We start from the raw sequence: 20,243 nt of genomic DNA, 5'->3' as shown, positions 1-20,243 counted from the left end.
CAGGTTTATCGGCTGCATTGGCTTGCAACGATGCACGAACTCAAGAAACCATAAAAAGGTGCCGATAAACCCGAGACCTTCCATCCAAACGAGCGATTCGTTCAATGTCCGATATTGACCGTGAAATCATGCGCGTCCTTCCCGACGCCGCCACGCAAAGCCCCTATCTCAGCACGCCGGACATCCATCGTCGTCTGATGAGTACGGTGCAGAACATGCCTTCGTCGAAGACGATTCACCGGCACCTGTCGAAACTCGAGGAAGAGGGCCTTGTCGAGGTGGACCAGCGCGGCACGGCATCCGTATGGCGCAAGAAGGCCGGCGCGAGCGGCATGGCGGCCAAGGCCGGCGCGATGATGAGCTTCGACGAGGCACTGGCGCTGCAAACGCTCAGACGCTTCTCGTCGCGACAGATTCCGGGGCTGGTGGCCGATTCGCTGTCGGCGATGTTCGAAATCGCCGATACGCGGCTGCAGAGAACCAACAACGAAACCGAGCGCAAGTACTCGCGGTGGGCGAGCAAGGTTGCCGTGGAAAGCGGCGGGTTCGCGCTGAATTATCCGGTGATTGATCGCGAGACTTTCGCGACAGTGTCGAGAGCGCTGTTCGAGGAGCGCAAGCTGGAGATCCTCTACCGTCCGCGTCACAAGGTCGACAACGATCGCGCGAAAGTCGTGCTGCCGTTCGGTCTGGTCGAAGTGGGTGGACTGGTCTATCTGGTAGCGGGCACGGAAGGCAAGGACAATCCGACGATGTACCGGATGGACCGTGTCGCGCGTGCCGATGCGATGCTCGAGTCGTTCGTCTATCCCATATCGTTTTCGCTCGATTCGTACGTCAGACAGCAACGCAGTTTTGACTTCATGGTCGAGAAAGAAGTGCTGCTCAAGCTGAAGTTCGTCTGCGGCGCGGGCGACCATCTGCTCGAAGCGCCCATGTCAAAGGATCAAAAGAGCACGCGCAAGGACGACGCTCTGCATGTGCAGGGCACCGTGATGCTGAGCCAGAGGCTGCGCTGGTGGCTGCGCTCGTTCGGGCCGTACGTCGAGGTGATGGGGCCCGCCGGCCTGCGCAGCGAGCTTGCTGCGGAAGCGGCCGAGCTTGCGCAGATCTACGGCCAATAGCGGTTGGGAAGGATCGATATATGGCCCAGGTATTTCCCGGCGGCTGGAACGACCGGCTGGTGAGCGGCGCGGCGAAGCGCGAAATCGAAACGCTCGGCGTCCTGCAACGCGGCTTGCCTGACAGCTATTCCGTCTATCACGGTGTTCACTGGACGCAGCTGAACAAGGGGTTTTCGATTTTCGGCGAGGCCGATTTCGTGATAGTGAGCCCTGCAGGCCGCGTGCTCGTGATCGAACAGAAGTCGGGCGCGCTGGAAGAAACGCCAGACGGTCTCACCAAACTGTACGCCGGCAAGAGCAAGAGTGTGTCCTCGCAGATCGCACGCACCATCGGCGGTATGCACGGACGCTTCAAGGACGCGTTCGGCGCGCAGAAGTACAAGCTCGAAGAGATGCTGTACTGCCCGGACTACCGCGTGAAGTTTCCGGCGATATCCGGCGTGAATCCTGAACGGATCGTCGATGCTGCGCGCAAAGATAAACTTGTGTCCATCGTCGAGGCGATTCTGCCGACCGACGAACCGCCGCTTCCTTGCCGTGGCCGCATTCACGCCTTTCTTGCGGACGAGCTGTCGCTGACGCCGGATGTCCGCGCGATGATCGGCGAAGTGACGAGATTCGTGACGCGTGTTTCGGGCGGACTCGCGACTTGGGCACGTTCGATCGAGTTCGAGCCGTTCAGGCTCCGTGTGATTGGCACGGCGGGTTCGGGCAAGACGCAGCTTGCGATCCGCGTGCTCGACGATGTCGTGAATGGCGGGCGGCGCGCGCTGTATCTGTGTTTCAACCGCCCGCTTGCCGATCATCTGCGGAGTATTGTGCCCGCGGGCGCGACCGTTCTCACCTATCACCAGCTTTGCCAGCACGCGGCGGCGCGATTGGGTCACGCAATCGACTTTGCTGACGATCACGTGTTCGCCTCGCTCGAGCGTGCTTTGCGGGACTGGCAACCCGACGATGCTGAGCGCTTTGATACTGTGATCGTCGACGAGGGCCAGGATTTTCGCCAGGAATGGGTGGTACCCATCGAGCGGCTGTTGCGCAAGAACGGGCGCTTCTGGTGGCTGGAAGATCCGATGCAGAACCTGTACCTGCGTAAGAGCGTCGAATTGCCGCGTTGGGTCGAAGTGCGCGCGATGGCGAATCACCGCAGTCCGCATGATGTGGTGCGCTTTATCGGCATGCTTTCGGGTGCGCCGATGGCGATTGAGGCAGCGGGGCCGTTTACAGAATCGGATGTCAGCCTTACCACGTACACGGACGGCGGTGCGATGCAGGCAACCCGCGATGCACTTGATCAGGCGGCCGCCGCGGGTTTCTCTGCTTCGGACATCGCGCTGCTCACGTTCCATGGCCGCGACAAGTCGCTTTTGCCCGTGCTTGACCGCCTCGGACGCTACGCATTGCGAGGCTTCACGGGCGCATATGACGAGCACGGCGCGCCCGTCTATCGAGACGGCGACATCACGGTTGAAACCGTCTATCGCTTTAAGGGGCAAAGCGCGCCCTGCGTGGTCCTGACGGAAGTCGACTTCGAGCAGTTCGACGATGCGACCTTCCGCCGTCTGTTTGTCGGCGCGACGCGCGCAACGATGAAACTGTTTATCGTGATGTCGGAGCGCGCGGCTGCATCGTTGCTCGAGAGGATGCGGTAGAGCGGGGCAGCCGCACCCGGCTCATCGTCAGGCGGCATCGAGTTGCTGCGCGATGATGCCCAGAAGATTGCGCCGCACGGCTACCTGCATTCGAGGCTTGTACGTTGAAGATGCGGCAATCAGGCAGCCCAGTCGGCCGAGTGCGGCGTGCGGCGGCAATGTGCCCGCCGCCGCCCAATGACCTGCGCGATGGCGTGGCAAGTGCTCTGCCTTGCCTTCGAACAGGATCATCTCAGTACCGCACTCAGCCATCGAGCGGTATACGGCGCGGTTGGCACCAACGCAATTCCAGCAGAACCCGACACCCGTGAGGCGAGAAGGCCTGACCATATGCACGACGACGTCGGCACCGCGTGCAAGTCTATCGCGTGCAATCGTCCACGTTATCGCACCGTTCAGTCCGAGCAGTTCGCTGATCCACGACTGAACCTCCGATTCTTCATAACCCCAGAGCCGCAGCGCAATGCGTAGCGGCCGACGGCCATTGCGCGCATCGCGATCGGTTGATGACATGCCTGCCTGAATCGGGTTGGTCGGTTTGATCATGTGTACGGGGTGCTCCCAGTCGTTGTCAGAGTTCGCATGTTGCACGGGCATCGGGTCAAACTGTGTCCAAACGACGGCGGCAATGCGCGACCGTATTCAGACATGGTTTGTCCGCATCGATTTCTATAGTTCCGTCGGGCCATTTGACGAACACCGTGTTCGCCACACAACTACGACAAGAATGAGAATTGGATACGCGAGAGTTTCCACCGATGATCAACATCTCGATCTGCAACTTGCAGCGCTAAAGCAAGCGGGCTGCGACGACATCTTCACCGATCAGGGAATCTCGGGTGCGAGGTTCTCCCGCCCGGGGCTCGAACAGGCAATGACGAAATTATCAAAAGGCGACACGCTGATCGTATGGCGTCTGGACCGCCTGGGGCGCTCGCTGACGAAGCTCGTCGAGCTCGTCGATGAGCTTGGTGCAAGAGGGATTCAGTTCGTGTCGCTTACTGAGTGCATCGACACGACTTCACCAGGTGGTACGCTGCTCTTTCACATTATGGCCGCGCTCGCGCAATTCGAGCGCTCGCTGATCGGCGAGAGGACTCGGGCGGGGATGCTGGCCGCCAAGGCGCGCGGAAAGCATGTGGGCAGACGCCGTGCGATGACACAGAGCGAATGCGTCGAGGCTCAGCGGCAGCTGTCGCTTCACACGTCGGATGTCGTCGCGCAACAGTTCGAAGTTCACCCGCGCACGTTGCTGCGCAGCTTGCGCAGGTATGGCCTCGAAGCACAGCGCTAGTCATCCTGGCTTGCGTGCTGCGACGGCGTGCGCGCGTTGCGCAGCACGCGTTGGATCGTTCGCGGATGCACCTTGAACTTTTCCGCAAGTTCGGCAACGGGCAACGTATCTGAGAGCAGCAGCGCTTGCGCACATTGCACCGGTGTCATCGCGGCTTGCCGTCCCACCTTGCGGCCTCTATCACGAGCCACCTTCATGCCGCAGCGCGTCCGTTCGCTGATCAAGGTCCGCTCGAACTGTGCCAGAGCGGCCATCATATGAAAGATGAACATGCCGCTGCCCGATGTGGTGTCGATTGCTTCCGTAAGCGACTGAAAGCGGACGCCCCGTTTGTCGAGTGATTCGATCAGCTCGACGAGCTTCATCAATGACCTTCCCAATCTGTCGAGCCGCCATACGACGAGCGTGTCGTCACGACAGAGCTGTGTGAGCGTGTCGTCCAGACCCGGCCGGCGGAATGTCGCGCCTGACACGCCATGATCGTGAAAGAGGCGTTCGCAACCTGCCGCCGTCAGTGCCGATACTTGCAGATCGAGGTTCTGTTCTTCCGTCGAAACGCGAGCGTAACCAATCTTCATCATCGTGCCCTCCTTGAGCACATCGTTCTGACGCATGCGTATGCGCATGCCGCGCAGAAAAATGTCCGTCGTGCGTTGACACAAAGGTTCCCTTTTGTCGGCGCAGCAATCCATGTCGGCGGGCACAGCAGATTCATGTTTTATCTATGGTTTTTTTGAAGCCCTGAACTATGATGGATCGTGACACAAAGGAACCCTTTTGTACCTGACGGCGCGGGCCGGTAAGCGCGACGGCAGGATGGGTTCGGCGCAATGAGTCATCACAGATCACGAGGGGCCAGCCGAGAACTCGATTCGTTGCTCAAACGCTTCGGGGGCGGACAAGACACGCGAGGCGAATCGCCAGCGGCTTTGTGCATCGTCGCGACAGTCGTCAATCTTCCACAGGTCGAGCGTGTGTTCGGAGCGATGTTCGCGACGAACATGCGCCACGTGCTGCGCGAGCGCGCTCGTGAATTGTGCCGGCACCGTCCGGGCGCGGCGGCCATCAGCGGCGAACATATGCTGTTCGTCTTCGACATTCCGCAAGAGATCCAGGACGAGTCACTACTGGATCTCGTTATGTCCAGCCTCGCAGATCGACCCGTGCGGCTTGGTTCTGCTGTCGCGTTTCCTGTTGTCGAAGCGAACGTTGCCCGCTTCGAAGACGCGCCATTTGATATCAATTCGGTCAACCCCACCCACGCGCGCGACGTGCAGCCTGATGACAATTGGCAGGAACAGTTCGTCGCGGATACGCGTGTCGCCGAATATGTATTCAAAGCAATGGACGATGGTCAGCTTGACTTCGATCTGGAGCCCGTATGCGATGCAAACGAACCCGCAGTGGCGCTCTATCACGAAGCGTTGCTTTGCAAGACGGGCGAGATCGCCTGCGAGCGACTCCGCGTCGGTTCGGAAGTGCGCGCACTGGAACGTCTGGGCGTCGTACGGCGCCTTGACAGGTGGGTTGTTGAATCTGTGATCCGCAGACTCACGATGTCCCCTCGCGCGAGGATCGGTTGCAATATTTCGGCGCAAAGTGCAGCCATCGACGTGCACTGGGCGTCGCTCATCGCCACGCTAGCAGAGGTCCCTGACGTCGCATCGCGGCTCACTATCGAGATCACGGAAACTTTTCCCCTTGCCAATCTCGACGCCGCGCGCGAGTTCGTCTCGGCGCTCAGATCGCTAGGCTGCAGTGTTGCGCTCGATGACGTCGGTCATGACTTTGGCAGCCTGCGCAATCTCATCAGCCTCGGTGTCGACATCGTGAAGCTCGATCGTGCGCTGGTCGCGGCGTGCTGTTTCGATCTGGCAGCGGCGGCGCGTCTGTCGCAACTCATTGACCTTGCGAAAGTGTGCGCGACTTCCGTCGTGGTCGAAGGAATTGAAACGGAAGACGATGCCAGCATTGCCCGCGCGTGTGGTGCGACAGGTCTGCAAGGCTACCTGTATTCCTCCTTGATCAACGGAGCCGCGAACCGGTAAAGCCAGTGTTGCGTTATCGGGTGGCGGCAAACGCGGTGCGCCACTTTTCTGACTTTATCGCGCATCGTTCCTTCGGTTGCGGTTGAGACACAGTTTGTCTTGAGCGCAACGCAGAATGCAAACCCACAGCAATCAAATACATCCACGCCGATGCCGTATGTCGGCGTGCACCTCTCGCGCGCCGTACCCGATGCAGCGTTGTTCCTGTCGACAAACATCGTGAGACTCTTATTTGAGACGCGAAGTGTCCCGACGAGTGACTAGAGTGTGTCCCGTGATATCGACACGAATTAAGAATCCAGCAGGCGAAAAAAGAGCACATCGATCAATGAACTTCAAGCGCTTCCAGAATAGTATTGTTTCCACATACCGCATCACCATGGCCGGCATTCTTCTCGTCATCGTCATTGGCGTGTTGTCGTATCTGTTTCTGATGGTTTTTTACGCGGTCAATCGCAATTGGTCCGCGCCGATCGTGCTGTCGCCGACGCAGGAAAAAGTACTCGCCTATCAGCCGCAGGTGTCTGCGCTCGAAGCAGCGTTGCTGAAGAATCGTGTCGACCTCGCTACGGCAAGCGAGAAGTACCGTGTGATCAATGAGCAGATTGCCGATACCCGCGCGCTCATCGAGCGGTTCAGGGCCGCCGCACATAGTGAGTCGCATGCGCTCGCGTTGACGGAGGCGGACATGCGCTCGGCGCTGGGCCGAAAGCATGTCGACTCGCTGCAAACGGAAAGCGCCGTGTCCGATGCGAAGCCGATGCTCGCATCCGTCGATTCCGATCTGGCTGCCGGCCTGATCACGAAAGACGAGGCCATGTCGCGCCGGCTCAATATCCGGTCCGCCCTGAATGCGATCACGGACTCGCACATCAGCGAGATCACGCTTCGCGAACAGGCGCGCGCCGCGGCCGCTGCAAGCAGGACGCTGGGGGGCGGGCAGGCGGTGTCGCTGACGGCGCTGCAATCGCTGACCAACGAGGCGCAATTGCGCATGACGCTCGCGCAGGCGATGGTCGACGCCGAAACGGCGCGGCAATCCGTCGACCAGCTGCGCGCGACGGTCGCCAATGCGGAGCGCGTTCTGAGCGTCGCAAAGCGTTCGCCGTACTACCTCGCGTTGACCCGCACTGTTCCCGTCGTGTTCGTCCAGTACGACAACCTCGCGAATGCGACCCCCGGCGCGCCAGTCTTCGATTGTTATCTGCAGGTGATCGCGTGCCGGAAGGTAGGCACCGTCGAACATGTGTACGACGCAGAGGAATATGCGCGACAGCCGCTGTTCAAGACGGACATCAAGGGCCGGTTTGCACGCGTGGCGTTTTCAGTGAAGTCCGCCGAACAGTCGTCCGTCGTTTTTATCGACCACAAGCCGCTCCTGTTCTAGGTGCCTGGCGAGGGGCCGTCCGGATGGCGAGCACCCTCTGAGGGATCCTTCTCGTAACAACTGAACTGAATTGATGCACTTGCAAATCCATAGAGTTTTTGTCTGCACGCTACTCGTTACGCTGAGCACCGCCGCCATTGCGCAAGCTTCGGCCGATGCCGAAAAACAGGCCTATTGCCAGTATGTGCAAGATCAGGCAGATGCTGAACGCACGCTAGATACGGGTGTCGAGGGCTTCGGCCGTCTCGGGCAATCCGACTCGAACCCGTCGCTCAAGCAGGTGGTGGTCGGTTTGTCGAAAAGCCTTTCCAAGCATCTGCAAGGCATGTCCGCAACGCGAGCCGCGCAGCTGGAGTGCGAGTTATTTGGGCGCACGCTCAGCGTGGATCGCGCTGTGAAATACGGCATGCCCGCCATCGATAAACAGCTTGCTGTTGCGCAGGCGGCGGACCTCAAGGATGTAGTCGATATCCTCAACGAAGAGATTGAGTCCGCCGACAAGCGTCTGCGCAGCGGCAACGGCGTGCTGTCGGATGTGCTGATGCTCAGACAACAGCGCGACCAGGTGCTGACGCAATACACCGCGGCAAAGACCGAGGTCGTTTCCCAGCAGATTCCGGACGTTCCGCAGATCGACCTGAAACAGGCGTTGGCAGCGATCGACGAGACGACGCTGGATCTTCAGGACGAACTGAATCACAAGCAGAAACTGCAGGCGTGGGATGTGTCGCTCGTTGGCGGCATGCAAAAGCCGATTTCGGGCGTACCGGTGAACACGTCGACGGGGTATCAGCCGTTCGTATCCGTTACGTTCACGTACAACTTCAATGCAGTCTCGTATGGACGAAAGCTCGAGAACGCGACACGTTCGCTGATGACGATGCGGCGACAGCTCAACGACGAGCTTGCGCAAAAAGTCGACGGAATGCAACGGAGCATGGCTGATCGCCTGAGCGTGCAGAAAGAGAGTCTGCCGTCGTTGCTTGATGAGCAAAGCCGACTTGCGGGCGAGTACGAACGGTTGCGCAAGCTCGATTCGCCTGAAGCGCTCAGGATGAAGTCGCAGATCCGCGTCAGTCTCGCAATGGCCGCCATGAAGGTACATCTGGCACGTTTGCAAATCACGCTACTTACTCAGAACTATGCGCAAGATCAATGAGATCCTGGTTGTCGGGTTGGGTTATGTCGGGTGCCCGCTCGCGTTGGAACTCGCCAGACACTTTGATGTGACGGGCTACGATATCGATGGTAGCCGGATCGACGAATTGCTCGCGGGACACGACAGGACGGGTGAACTCGCCGGGCAGGCGCTTCAGTCCACGCGCTGGCGGCTTACGAGCGACGCATGCGAGGCAATCCACGCTGCCGACCTCATCATCGTTACCGTGCCCACGCCCGTTACGGACGCAAATGTGCCCGACCTTGGGCCCGTTATCGGCGCGACGCGGACGATCGCCCGGCATATGCGGGCAGGAACGACGGTGATCTACGAGAGCACGGTGTATCCTGGGGTGACGGAGGACATCTGCGTGCCGCTGCTTGAGCAGCGCGACGAGCGAACGGGAGAGAGTCGCTTGCAGCACGGCACGGACTTCTGGGTCGCTTATTCGCCGGAGCGTATCAATCCCGGCGACAGGGTGCATACGCTCACGTCCACGACCAAGATCGTATCGGGCGATACGCCTGAAACGCTCGAACTGGTGGATAGCATGTATTCGAAGATCACGACGACATATCGCGCGGCCACTATCAAGGTCGCGGAAGCAGCCAAGGTGATCGAGAACACCCAGCGTGACGTGAACATCGCGCTGATGAACGAGTTGTCGCAGATCTTTTCGCGGCTCGATATCGACACGCACGACGCGATCGACGCGGCGGCGTCGAAGTGGAACTTTCACCGGTACGTGCCGGGCTTCGTCGGCGGACACTGCATTTCCGTCGACCCGTACTATCTGACACACCGCTCCGCACAGGTCGGCTACATTCCGTCGTTGATCCTCGCTGCGCGGGAAGTGAACGACAAGATGCCCGGCCTGCTCGCGGAGAAGACGCTGAAGGCGATGCGTCATCGGGGACTGCCGCTCGATTCTCGAATCACCGTGCTGGGCATCACGTTCAAGGAGAACGTGCCCGACATCCGTAATTCGAAAGCGGTTGGGCTCGTGCGGGAATTCATGAGCTGGGGTGTCGACGTGCAGGTGATTGATCCGCTGGCAGACCCGAAGGAAGTCGAGCGCGAGTACGGCATCAGGCTCACGAGTTTCGAGCGTCGTGAGCCGGCGCGCGCGGTGGTGCTCGCCGTTGCGCACAGCGACTTCGTCGAAGGCGGATGGGACATGATTCTCAGGCATATTCATCCGCGACAGGGCGCCGTCGTCACAGATGTGAAGGGCGTGCTGGCGCGCGGCAGCGAGCCGCGCAACGTCACGCTGGTGCGAGCCTGAACTGCGAGGTAGAACGGGTGAAAAGGCTGCTATGCGCGCTCTTTGCGCTGCTGTGGATGTCGGTGGCAGCGGCCGCGCAACTCGAGTGGGCGGGAACCGGATGGCGCATCCGGACGGGTACGGGCAAGCCGTGCGCGTCGGATCGGTGGAATGCCAATGGTGCGTGGGTGGATGCAGACGGCTGGCTGCATCTCAAACTGGCGCGGATGCCGGACGGCGAATACGCATGTGTCGAGATCGAGTCGATCCAACGGTTCGGTTTCGGGCACTACGCGTTCGAGGTTCGCGGACCGATCGGGAGCATCGATCCCGATGTCGTGTTCGGGGTATTCATGTATCCACCTGCGGATGTCGGTCTGGACGGAACCAATGAGATTGACATCGAAATCGCGCGATGGGGCGAACAGCGCGCGCCGCAGATCAATTACACCGTCTGGAACCGCGGCGGTATCGGCAAGCGTCATGCGGCGCTAGGCGTGCCGGAAGACATTGCGGAGTCGACGTTCGCCTTGACCTGGCAGCATGACTACGTGAGCTGGAAGTCGCCCTTGCAGCAAGGCCAAACCGTGAGTTTTCGTGGCGACATTGCGGACCGGCCGCAGACGTTGATCGTCAATCTATGGCTGTTCAGGCGGCCTTCCCCGAGAAACCGGAAAGAAGTTGAATTCATGATCAAGTCCTTGAGGCCCCTGTGATCGATACGTTTGTTCAGTTGATTTTTGCGCTGCCGCTGGTGGTGATGGTAATGAACTTCGGCGTGACGCTGATGCTGCGGTTTGGCGCGAAGTCCACGTTTCTGGAGAAGAACTATGCGCTGCAGCCGCACGTAAGCGTGCTCCTGCCGTGCTTCAACGAGGGCGAGCATGTGTTTCAGACGATCGAAAGCATCCTCGCCAGCGACTATCCGATTGAGAAGGTCGAGGTCATCGCCGTTGATGACTGTTCTGCCGACGACACGTTCGAATGGATCGAGCGCGCGGCGCGACGGTGGCCGAACGTGCACGCGTTCCGCAATCCCGTCAATTCCGGCAAACATCAGACGTTGTCGCATGCGCTGTCGCATTCGTCCGGCGAGATCCTGATCTGCATCGACTCCGATTGCATCTTCGACAATCGCGCGATCGCCGAACTGACGGCATGCTTCGTGGACGAGACAATCGGCGCGGTGGGTGGGCGCGTGGGCATCAGCAACGCCCGTGAGAACGTGTTGACTCAATGTCAGACGGTCGTCTACTACTACAGCTTCCAGATCATGAAAATGTTGCAGAACTGGACGCGCAACGTGATCTGCATTTCGGGGTGTCTCTTCGCGGTTCGCCGCGAGCATTTCGAGGCCATCGAAGAGCAGGTGAAGCATAGGAACTGGTTCGGTGTCGGCGTGCGCGACGGCGAGGACCGATACATGACGCACCTGCTGTTGCTCAAAGGCTTGAAGACCTATATCAACATCGGCGCGCAATGCTGGACCGCGGCGCCGAACAACTTCAGGCAACTGTTCATGCAGCAGCTTCGCTGGCGGCGCAGTGGCCTGCGCGACCTGTTCTGGACGCTGCGCAAGTTCGGCGCCAATCTGGAAGCGCTGCATCCGTTGACGGTGGTGAATCTTCTGATTCCGGGCGCGCTGCAAGTGCTGTGGCCCGCGATGTGCCTTTACGGCCTCGCGTCGGGTTGGCTGGCCGAACATCTCCTGCAGGACATGCAGCTCTATTTCGGACTGTGGGTTGTCGTCGGTCTGCTCTACAACCTGTATGTGCGCTGGCACAACCCGGAGCAGAAAGTGAATCCGCTGATCGTCGGTGCCCTCGGGATGTGGTTCATCGCCGACTCCTTTCTGATTACGCTCGTGGCGCTGTGTACATTTGATGTTGGCGAGTGGGGGACTCGAGGGACTTCGCAAAGGAAAGCATGAATACTGATGCCTTGAGCCGAACGCTCGCAACTCGGTGTGACGAGGAGCGCGCTTTTCGGGCAGATTCGCGCGATGTCACGGTAACTGGCGTAAGCGGATGCCAATACCGATGGCGGAAGAGGGGACATCGTTCGGCTGAGCTGCATCTGCAAAGGAAACTTGGGAGGCACGGAGTGGTATCGGGAAAGCGAAAACCTTGTGGATTCGAGGTGGACAAAAACTGACCAACTCGATGACTCAGGAAATCACCCAAAAGTTATCCTTCGACGACGTCGGACATGCACATAAAACGCATGCGGTTATACGAGTGGCAAGACACTGATTCACTTGGCTAAATTGGCGTTATCCACAGAAATGCCATGACATTGTTAACTTCTACTATAGATATACCTGTAAACCTGTAGGACCTTAATCTGACGCTGGCATCTCTCTGTGTCGGTGACATACGATGCCAATCTGACCCGTATGCCGAAGGCGTTCAACCCCAACGCGATCAGTCTCAACATAGGTGACCCTATCGTAGTGACCGCTTGCGACTTTTTTTGTGTCCCCTGCGTATCGACGATCGCACCTAGCGCCTCGCCCCTTCGAGATCGGACAAACACGGGACACGATTTGTCGCAACGGTGCCTGACAATGTCTTACGACACTCGCGTCGCGCGAGCTAAAGATTTCGCCGGTCAGGCCGATAACAATTGCAGCCGCTACGCGTTAAGTGCGTCAACCTCGCTGCCACGCCGGCAGCGTTGACCGATGACGGCAGGCCGGAATCGATCTGGAAGCGAACTCAAGAAAGAAACGGATGTTCACATCACTTTCCACAATCGCTCAGCCTAGCAACGATCCGTCATGTACGTTGGATCACACGCCGATAGATCAGCCTGTAGCGACGCAGACGTCATGCTTGGGAAAATACGAAAAGAACAAAGTCTGGGAGTGCGGAAGGAATGCGATTCACCGAGTACGTGGTACTTGAAAGCGCTGACAAAGCAATTGATCCATTAGGATTCCGCCGGCCAGCAGGCGCTTTGCAGGACATGTTGTTCCCGCAGTTCACGGTTCTGACGATTCGACCCGTCTACCTGAGTTCGCTGTGCGGTATTCTCGACAAGCTCGCCGGCGAGACGTTCAAAGAGCAGCAATTGTCACAGCGATTCCGCGCACTCGAAATCTATTGGGGTATCGCCAACGCGTCGGTCAATTCGTCGATTATCAATGTAACGAAATATCAACGGTTGCTACACGAGCAAGTTCACCTGGGTGGTATCCCGAAGCGTCATCCGATTTACCAACGTCTTTCTTACGGTACGCTCGGTCATTACAGCAGTGCAGCGCTACGTTGGGGACTTGTCGAACGGGATGGACGCACGCCGAGTCGGCTGGGCCGCGATCTCGCGGATGCGTTCTCCTCGCGCAATGAGGCGCTGCGGTTTCGGGATGCATTGGCGACGTGGCAGGACAACCAAATTGTCTCGCAAGGTGATTTTGAACGGGCCGGCGAGCACTACGGCCTTGACGCGTCGGTCTCGCGGGGGGAAAGCGAGATATGGCGTGAGCTCATCGACATCTGGTGCAAGAAAAATCCGCGCGTCGAACCGTTGTGGCGCACGCCGCCCAAATGGCAAACGTTGCAGTCGGGTTTTGCGAACGCATCGGCTTATCAGACTTTCTGGACCGATGCACGCCAGCAGTACGACGGCCTCGCCGTCGAACTAACCGCTATCTCACGCTTCGAGCGGCTCGCAGCCGCTACACAGTTCGTGCTTGATCTTCGCATCGCGTCGCTCGAATATGGTGGCAGGTTCAGGGACGTACTGCCGCAGGGCGCGGAACCTTTTGCAGCTGCCGTGACGACGTTGGCCGCGCAATACGTCGCCGCGCCCGCCTTTCACGACTCGCGTCACCTGTTCGCTAGCGTGGCGCAATCGACGGGCGATTTCGCGGCGTTGACGCGCTGCGTTGTCGATCACCACATCGAGCACCAGACCGCGAAGGGCACCTCGCCGGTCGTGAACCACGACGAACTGCTGGTGACCGGTCGCGTGAATCGCAGCACGCTTGAAGAAGCCTTGACGATCTTCGATAAGGCATCGGACGGCACAGCGGCGCAACTGGACGGACTTCAATATCTTTATCGCCGTCAATGGCACTTTGAGAAGTGCCGCAGTTGGTACGACTGGGCGTTTCCCCAAACGGAGACCGTGCAATGACGGAGCAGGTTGAATCGCTACGCGAATATTTCACAAGCATCTTCGAGTCGTGCAACGAACGCGATAATGCCCTGCAACATGTGGTGGTGCTCAGCTATGAGTTCGACGACCAGCAGGTGCTGAACCTCGCCTTGCGGCGTTCGCTGAGCGCGGCGCCGGAAGCGCGTACGTCGGACATCGCAGATTTGCTCCGCATCGTGCCGGTGATGATCTACGACGCGCGTAAGACGCGCGAGCACAATCAGTTGCCGCATTTCATGGAATTGCTGCCGGTGCGCACACAGCCGTGGAGCTGTCATCACGCGAAAGCCTATCTGGTGGTCACGCAGCGTCAGGTGCATCTCGCGCTGGGCTCGATGAACCTGACGCGAACGGGGCTTTTTGCCAATCGCGAGGTCTTCGAAACCTTCACGTGGAGCGATGCCGGTAGGGGCGAAAGGGCCGACCTCGCCGTACTGCGCGAATTCGTCGAGGTGCTGGCGCGCGGCTACTCGTCGTTTGATTCGAGGCCACTAGCTACGGCGGTAGAGTCGGTTCGGCTGCGGCTAGAGCGCTGGGTAGCATCGGAAGGCGAGGAGAGTGCCGTCCTGATCCACCAAGGCTACGACGACGGTGTCACCGGCCTGGCGGCGCTTGCTCGCGCGTGGCGGAATGCATTCGGCGACGCGCTGCCTGAGCGCGCAATAGCCGTGTCGCCGTTCTTCGATGGCAACGCGCAGGCCGCGGTGTTCGCACAGGATCTGAAGAGGACTTTCCCTTCTCTCAGCACGCTCGACGTCGTAACGGATGCGCCGGTTGCCCAGTATCTTTGCCGCGATCATTTTCGCGCGTTACCGGGCACGCGGCTGTTCCTGATTCCCGAAACCCTCACCGAAGGTGAGCGTGAGCGGATCGCGCAGGCTAATCAACCTGCCGATCTCGCCGCGCTCGCGATCACGCGCAAGCTCCATGCGAAGGTGCTGGTGCTGGCGCGCGGCAACGAAGCGCTCGTCTATCTGGGCAGCGCCAATTTCACCCGCAAGGCATGGTGTGGCGCTAATCACGAAATGGGCGTGGCGCGCGTGCACCGCGGCTCGGTCGACAAGTTGTTTAGCGCGATTTGCAACGGGCTGAGCGCAGAGCAGATCGACCGTTATTGTGATCTGCCGTCCAACACGCCGGACGAAATGCCCGAGTCCGAGGATGATTACCAGGATCAACCCGATTACCCCGAGTTCGTCCAGGGCATCGAGTTGGTCGAAATGCCGAACTCGGATCTGATGGTATTCGACGTACGTGCCGAGCCGATCAATCTTGCGCAACTGGCGGACTATGACGTGAGTTGGGGCGGCTTACCCCTTCATTTCACCAATGGGTGCTCGAATCCTCTTGATCAATCGCAGCTGATTGGCCGAATCATCGGCGCGCGCAATCTGAAGTTCGTGCGCCGCGGCGCGCCCGAACGCATCTACTACCTGCCGTTCCGGCATGCGGCCGCGCTGTTCCAGCAGCGTGAGCGCTATGTGCTGTCCACTGCGGAAGACTGGATGCTGCATTACCTTAAGGAGCGGTTGCCGCTTGACCGCGATCCGGATGAATTCGTGCCGGGCGATCCGAACATCGTCGACGATGATCCCGCCGCCGCGATTCATGCCATGCGCGAACGCAACATCGTGATCGGAATGCAGCAGCATCTGAATCTGTTCGGGCGCGTGCAGGAGGCCTTTCGCAAACGCGCGGCACAATGCCTGGAAGCGCCATTGCCCGAGCAGTTCCGCCGTTGGGGGGACGAAGTCGAGGAACCGCTTGCGACCTTCGCCGACGTTCTCTTGCGCGACGCAAAAGGCCGGCCGCAATCCGGCGCAGATTCGTTGTTCAGGCTGGGCGAACTGGTGCTTTTCGCTCGCGAACTCGCTGCCGGATCGAACGTGGGCCGCGCATTGTGGATGCGCCTCAAGTCCAAATTGCCCGTGCAACACGGTGACGCGGCGGTCATGGAATATCTCAGCTTCTGCCACGAGGGCCTCTGATCTTGAGTTCGCAACGATTCGACACGATTATTCGCGCGGAAGCTGAACGCCCGAACTTCCAGAAGGATTGGGACCGCCAGCGCAACACGGCGCGCGAGGTCCTCACGCGCTTCGAGCAGGAATTCGACACGCAGTTGCTCGCCGATGAAGTTGGCATGGGCAAGACGTACGTCGCGATGGGCGTGATCGCCGCGCGGCTGCTGGGCGCGAGCCGCGCCGATGCGCGCGCATTGCTGATCACGCCGTCGAGCGCGGTGCTGCGCGCGAAGTGGGAGCAGGAATTACGCAGCTTTTCGGCGTTCTATGTGAACGGGCAGGACCGCGCGCGCAAGCGTACGTTGCGTCCGCTCGTCGTGCATAGCTACTGGGAACTGATCGCGTGTCTACACGCTTATAAGAACACCACCATCAGACGCATCTCGGCGGATACAACGTGCTGCATTTTGCGATCTGTCCTCGAATGGGCGTGCCGGAATAAGTACCTGTCGCGGCGTAGCTCATTCAAGCGCTTGGAGGGATTCGATGAAAGCTCGAGGAAGGCGCTGGAATTCGCCTCTGAGTACTCGCAGACCGGCTGGTTCAGGTACCTCGATGAACTAAAGGCCACGCAGGATCAAACCATGCGCGCGCATCTCGACGCGCTGCGCACGGACGACAGTGACGATGCCTGCAACTGGTTCAAGGACGAATTCAAGGAGTTCGCGGCCAAGCAGGAAAGGTATTTGCCCAACGTGCTGATTCTCGGCATGTCGTCGCTCGACCGGCCGCGAACCGATCAGGCTGATACACGGCGCTTTAGCACCTTCGTGCTTGGCGTGCTGGTGACGGGCCTGCACGCGCCCACTCGTGATGCGCTGCTGCGTGTGCTGGGCAGCGCCAACATTCTGCTGCCTAACGCCACCAAGGACTCGCTCAAGGAGCTGGCGTCGAGCGATCTGTATCGCACCTACGATTGCGTCATCAAGGCGCGCGACGACGATCCGGACCTGAAGGCACGCTGGACGTCATTGCGTGACGGGGCGGAGGACAATTCGATCAGGGAGCTCTTCAAGGAGCTGATGAACGCAGTGGTTCAGCAGAAGCTGCGTGAGTCCGGAATCGAACTGGCCGTGGTGGACGAAGTACACAACTGGAAGGGCGGTAAGCATGGGGCGAAGGCGTTCAGCAGGACGTTCTCGCCTTCGATCCCTAACAAGCTGCTGCTTTCGGCTACACCGTTCCAACTGGAAGAGCGCGAAATGCGTACCGTGTTCGACTTCGCGGCCGACAGGAACGGCGCAACATATCGCGTACTGGATGAAATTTATCGCGCGAACGGCGTGGTCGCCACCTGCCTGAGCGCCAACAAGATCTTTCAGAAAGCGTGGGACGCACTCGCCGAGGACGACGAAAGTGTGGCGCGTCTGAGCGCATTGTGCGAGGGGGCGAGCACTGCCGTTGTCAAACAGATGCTTGCCGATCTGATCTCCGATCCGGGCACCCGTCCGGTGTTGCGGGCGTTCAGTCATGCATCGCTGGCCTATCGCAAGGCAGTGGATCAACTTGCCGCCTTGCAGCGCCAGATTGTGATTCGCCATCTGAAGCCGCGCGGACATCGCTCGTTTCATGCCGGGCAAGATTTCGGCCCCGGTCCGGCGACACAACGCACAATGCTTTACGACGTGGAAGGCATGTCGCGCGACAGCGATGCCTTCATTCATTTTCTGGCGATGCGGCTCGATCAGCACACACGCGCGGAAGATGGAAAACGCGACGGGGCCAATGCGCGTCTGATGAGCGGGCTGACGTCGAGTGTGAAGGCGTTCGAAAGCAGCGCGGCCGTGACGGCCCAGCAAAAGCGTGACTTCAGCGCTGAAACAGCGAAGTACATGGCGATGTTCCGGCGTGCGCTCGGTATGAGCGAACATCCGAAGGTTCGCACGACCGTCGAGCGGGCCCTGAACAACTACAAAAATGGCAGCAAGACGTTGATTTTCTGCGAACGTGTGGAAACGCTCAACGAAATCGGTGCGATGCTGCAGTCGCGTATTAACCCCACCGAAGCAACGGAACTCGACGTGGGTGCGAAGCGCAAGACGCTACTCGAGCAGGCTGCGTTCGTCGACTTGCCGCTGGCGCGCATCTTTGCGCGAGCCTCGGAACTCGAGGTAGACCAGACGGAGAGTCTTTTGACCGAATGGCGGCCCAAGGCGGTCGCATTTGCGCTCAACTGCATCTCGCGCTGCCGTGTGAGCGCTACCGAGCGGCGCGTGTTTCGTTTGCTCGACCTATGGCTGCTGGTTGAGTTCGGCCGCACTCAGCGTCCGCGGAAGCCGGCCATGCAATTGTTCAAACTGCTGCGCGAAATGGCGATGTCGGATGGTAAGGACCAACATTGGCTCCGTGCGTCGTTTCTTGCGGGGGAGGGTACAAGCGCGGAATCGGCGGAGGCCGTCGAGGAACTGGTCAACCGTCACGCCGCGACTTTTTTCGAACATTCGTTGAATCTCTGGGACGACGACGACACCTGTTCTTTCGCAACGAATCTGTGGGCGCTGATCGAGTCGGAAGCCGGCATGCTAATGGACGCTGCCGACACTGGCGCTGACGCGCGTCTGGTCGCGCCGGGCTTTTTCGATACGGTGCTGGATCTTCAGACAGGCTTGCGCAAGGTATTGCTGCGTCCAGACCTGTTCCGCACGTATTTGGGACCGTTGCTGGCAAATCAGCCGGACGATCCGCGCATGGCGGAGATTATTCGTGCTGTCCACGACGGCGTGCGTGCGCCGCGTGGCATGGGTGAATCGATGTGGCGGCGCATGGTGCGCTTCCTGTTGAACCTGTGCGAAGCGAACGGCTCCATGAATCCCGACGACCATACCAATACGCGCCGCCGCAGCTTGTGGCGCGGGGTCAACCTGCAGCGAAGCCGCGCCGGCGCCAAGGCCGAAGGCGGAATAAGCAGCGACGCCAACGCGGACGACGATTACGCGGTGCGCACGCTCGACGGCTCGATGAAACACGACGGCCGCATCGTGCTATGCGCGGCCTTCAATTCGCCGTTGGCGCCGGACATTTTGATTTGCACGTCGATTGGCTCTGAAGGCATCGACTTGCATCGCGAATGCGCCGAGATCATCCATCACGATCTGCCGTGGAATCCCGCGCGGCTGGAGCAGCGTATCGGCCGTATTGATCGGGTGGGCAGTCTGGCGGAAACAAGCCGGACCGATCGACCCGGCACCGGGCTTGTGCAGGTCGGCATACCGTTCCAGCAGCAGAGCTATGAGCGGTTCCAATACAGTGTGCTACTGGCACGCGCCCAGCGTTTCGAGGTGCTGCTTGGCAAGCCGGACTTCGCTGTGGATGCCCTGGACGAGGAAGAGCTTAGCGAGAAGGAGGCGGGCGGTGTGCTTGAGGCTGTCACCGATCAGGATCTGACGCTCGAGACGCCGCCTCCCTGTTTGCCGGAAGAACTGGCGCGCTGGTTCAGGGTCGATTTATCGCTGTAGACACGCTCAGCTCAGTGTGCACCGCTTCAAAGGTTTGCACGCCGACGTCGAACACAGCGCCGCCGACGGCCATTTAGCCCTCGCGCATCCATAGCACGAGTCGATCGGCGAAGTCGGTCAGAGAAAACTCGCCGCGCTCGACTAGCCTGCCGCGCAGACACAACGCATGCGCGCCATCGTCTGACTAGGCACCGGACAAAGACCGGATTCCAAGACCTGACTGTTGGTCGCTACGGCCCGCGTGTCGACGCCGGAAGCTGGCTTGGGACTAGGGGGCGACATCGACCCTAATAGCTGATAATCGGCTTTAATCGGTGAGGATCGTTTGACATCGGCCGACGATTCGTATATTTTCAGGCGGCTCAATTGGGGGGGCTGCGCCTGTTTTCCCTTACTTACTTCGCCACTGGCGAGCGATGGCTCAACCCCAATCGCCCACGAGGAACCTGAGAAATGGCCGAGATGGAAGACCGCTGGTTATCTATAAGTGAAATTTGCAAATACCTCGGGGTCAGCAATGACACTGTGTACAAGTGGATTGATAAACATGAAATGCCAGCACATCGCATGGGTCGCCTCTGGAAGTTCAAGAAGGATGAGGTAGACGAATGGGTGAAGGCGGGTGGTGCTGCCGAACATTACAAAAAGGAATCCTGATCAAGAATGAGCAAT

15 protein-coding genes are annotated in these 20,243 nt (G+C 59.5%); 13 read left to right on the top strand and 2 right to left on the bottom strand.

Annotated features, from left to right (window positions below):
* Nucleotides 1-104 precede the first annotated feature (104 nt).
* Both BLT65_RS12325 and BLT65_RS12320 read left to right on the top strand, forming a co-directional pair.
* Nucleotides 105-1,124: a helix-turn-helix transcriptional regulator gene (locus BLT65_RS12325; protein WP_091778048.1), complete on the top strand. Its 1,020-nt coding sequence runs from the start codon at nucleotides 105-107 to the stop codon at nucleotides 1,122-1,124.
* 20 nt (nucleotides 1,125-1,144) lie between these two features.
* Nucleotides 1,145-2,779, top strand: coding sequence for an ATP-binding domain-containing protein (locus BLT65_RS12320; protein ID WP_091778046.1), 1,635 nt, complete (start codon nucleotides 1,145-1,147; stop codon nucleotides 2,777-2,779).
* Nucleotides 2,780-2,806: 27 nt separating this feature from the next.
* Here BLT65_RS12320 and BLT65_RS12315 read toward each other — a convergent pair whose 3' ends face one another.
* Nucleotides 2,807-3,325: a hypothetical protein gene (locus BLT65_RS12315; protein WP_091778044.1), complete on the bottom strand. Its 519-nt coding sequence runs from the start codon at nucleotides 3,323-3,325 to the stop codon at nucleotides 2,807-2,809.
* A 181-nt stretch (nucleotides 3,326-3,506) separates the two neighbouring features.
* On the opposite strand from BLT65_RS12315, the gene BLT65_RS12310 reads away from it, so the two are divergent.
* Nucleotides 3,507-4,073 (top strand): recombinase family protein, encoded by a 567-nt coding sequence (locus BLT65_RS12310; RefSeq protein WP_091778041.1) that lies wholly within the window; start codon nucleotides 3,507-3,509, stop codon nucleotides 4,071-4,073.
* Here the strand turns inward: BLT65_RS12310 and BLT65_RS12305 are convergent.
* Nucleotides 4,070-4,651 carry a recombinase family protein gene (locus BLT65_RS12305; protein WP_091778157.1) on the bottom strand — a complete coding sequence of 194 codons (582 nt, stop codon included), beginning with the start codon at nucleotides 4,649-4,651 and terminating at the stop codon, nucleotides 4,070-4,072. The two genes, BLT65_RS12310 and BLT65_RS12305, sit on opposite strands and share 4 nt — an antisense overlap.
* A 252-nt stretch (nucleotides 4,652-4,903) precedes the next feature.
* On the opposite strand from BLT65_RS12305, the gene BLT65_RS12300 reads away from it, so the two are divergent.
* From BLT65_RS12300 to BLT65_RS12255, 10 genes are all read left to right on the top strand, one after another.
* Nucleotides 4,904-6,121, top strand: a complete 1,218-nt coding sequence (locus BLT65_RS12300; RefSeq protein ID WP_091778039.1) for an EAL domain-containing protein — start codon at nucleotides 4,904-4,906, stop codon at nucleotides 6,119-6,121.
* Between the two features lie 379 nt (nucleotides 6,122-6,500).
* Nucleotides 6,501-7,508, top strand: a complete 1,008-nt coding sequence (locus BLT65_RS12295) for a hypothetical protein (RefSeq protein ID WP_167306479.1) — start codon at nucleotides 6,501-6,503, stop codon at nucleotides 7,506-7,508.
* Between the two features lie 73 nt (nucleotides 7,509-7,581).
* Nucleotides 7,582-8,667, top strand: coding sequence for a hypothetical protein (locus BLT65_RS12290; RefSeq protein ID WP_091778035.1), 1,086 nt, complete (start codon nucleotides 7,582-7,584; stop codon nucleotides 8,665-8,667).
* Nucleotides 8,651-9,952: a nucleotide sugar dehydrogenase gene (locus tag BLT65_RS12285; protein ID WP_091778033.1), complete on the top strand. Its 1,302-nt coding sequence runs from the start codon at nucleotides 8,651-8,653 to the stop codon at nucleotides 9,950-9,952. Before BLT65_RS12290 ends, BLT65_RS12285 begins: the two co-directional genes overlap by 17 nt.
* 17 nt (nucleotides 9,953-9,969) lie before the next feature.
* On the top strand, nucleotides 9,970-10,647 hold the full coding sequence (locus tag BLT65_RS12280) for a glycoside hydrolase family 16 protein (protein WP_091778031.1): 678 nt from the start codon (nucleotides 9,970-9,972) through the stop codon (nucleotides 10,645-10,647).
* Nucleotides 10,644-11,861 carry a glycosyltransferase family 2 protein gene (locus BLT65_RS12275; RefSeq protein WP_091778029.1) on the top strand — a complete coding sequence of 406 codons (1,218 nt, stop codon included), beginning with the start codon at nucleotides 10,644-10,646 and terminating at the stop codon, nucleotides 11,859-11,861. The genes BLT65_RS12280 and BLT65_RS12275 overlap by 4 nt, the downstream gene beginning before the upstream one ends.
* A gap of 947 nt (nucleotides 11,862-12,808) precedes the next feature.
* The gene (locus tag BLT65_RS12270) at nucleotides 12,809-14,071 is read left to right on the top strand and encodes a hypothetical protein (RefSeq protein ID WP_143036508.1); all 1,263 of its coding nucleotides are present in this window, start codon (nucleotides 12,809-12,811) and stop codon (nucleotides 14,069-14,071) included.
* Nucleotides 14,068-16,080, top strand: a complete 2,013-nt coding sequence (locus tag BLT65_RS12265; RefSeq protein ID WP_091778025.1) for a phospholipase D-like domain-containing protein — start codon at nucleotides 14,068-14,070, stop codon at nucleotides 16,078-16,080. Before BLT65_RS12270 ends, BLT65_RS12265 begins: the two co-directional genes overlap by 4 nt.
* Nucleotides 16,081-16,082: 2 nt before the next feature.
* Nucleotides 16,083-19,571, top strand: coding sequence for a helicase-related protein (locus BLT65_RS47615; RefSeq protein ID WP_208545762.1), 3,489 nt, complete (start codon nucleotides 16,083-16,085; stop codon nucleotides 19,569-19,571).
* Nucleotides 19,572-20,033: 462 nt separating this feature from the next.
* Nucleotides 20,034-20,228 (top strand): helix-turn-helix domain-containing protein, encoded by a 195-nt coding sequence (locus BLT65_RS12255; protein WP_425273115.1) that lies wholly within the window; start codon nucleotides 20,034-20,036, stop codon nucleotides 20,226-20,228.
* The last annotated feature ends 15 nt before the right edge of the window (nucleotides 20,229-20,243 follow it).

The organism is Paraburkholderia steynii (assembly GCF_900100565.1).
In the GTDB taxonomy this organism is placed as follows: domain Bacteria; phylum Pseudomonadota; class Gammaproteobacteria; order Burkholderiales; family Burkholderiaceae; genus Paraburkholderia; species Paraburkholderia terrae.
Note: the sequence above shows the minus strand (reverse complement) of the source record. Positions and strands in the feature narration are given on the sequence as shown.

Excerpts from the sequence above, each read along its gene's own strand:
- BLT65_RS12255 (WP_425273115.1), top strand. The coding sequence starts at position 20,034 with ATGGAAGACCGCTGGTTATCTATAAGTGAAATTTGCAAATACCTCGGG.
- BLT65_RS12320 (WP_091778046.1), top strand. The coding sequence starts at position 1,145 with ATGGCCCAGGTATTTCCCGGCGGCTGGAACGACCGGCTGGTGAGCGGC.
- BLT65_RS12315 (WP_091778044.1), bottom strand. The coding sequence starts at position 3,325 with ATGATCAAACCGACCAACCCGATTCAGGCAGGCATGTCATCAACCGAT.
- BLT65_RS12270 (WP_143036508.1), top strand. The coding sequence starts at position 12,809 with ATGCGATTCACCGAGTACGTGGTACTTGAAAGCGCTGACAAAGCAATT.
- BLT65_RS12310 (WP_091778041.1), top strand. The coding sequence starts at position 3,507 with ATGAGAATTGGATACGCGAGAGTTTCCACCGATGATCAACATCTCGAT.
- BLT65_RS12325 (WP_091778048.1), top strand. The coding sequence starts at position 105 with ATGTCCGATATTGACCGTGAAATCATGCGCGTCCTTCCCGACGCCGCC.
- BLT65_RS12300 (WP_091778039.1), top strand. The coding sequence starts at position 4,904 with ATGAGTCATCACAGATCACGAGGGGCCAGCCGAGAACTCGATTCGTTG.
- BLT65_RS12290 (WP_091778035.1), top strand. The coding sequence starts at position 7,582 with ATGCACTTGCAAATCCATAGAGTTTTTGTCTGCACGCTACTCGTTACG.
- BLT65_RS12265 (WP_091778025.1), top strand. The coding sequence starts at position 14,068 with ATGACGGAGCAGGTTGAATCGCTACGCGAATATTTCACAAGCATCTTC.
- BLT65_RS12285 (WP_091778033.1), top strand. The coding sequence starts at position 8,651 with ATGCGCAAGATCAATGAGATCCTGGTTGTCGGGTTGGGTTATGTCGGG.
- BLT65_RS12305 (WP_091778157.1), bottom strand. The coding sequence starts at position 4,651 with ATGAAGATTGGTTACGCTCGCGTTTCGACGGAAGAACAGAACCTCGAT.
- BLT65_RS12295 (WP_167306479.1), top strand. The coding sequence starts at position 6,501 with ATGGCCGGCATTCTTCTCGTCATCGTCATTGGCGTGTTGTCGTATCTG.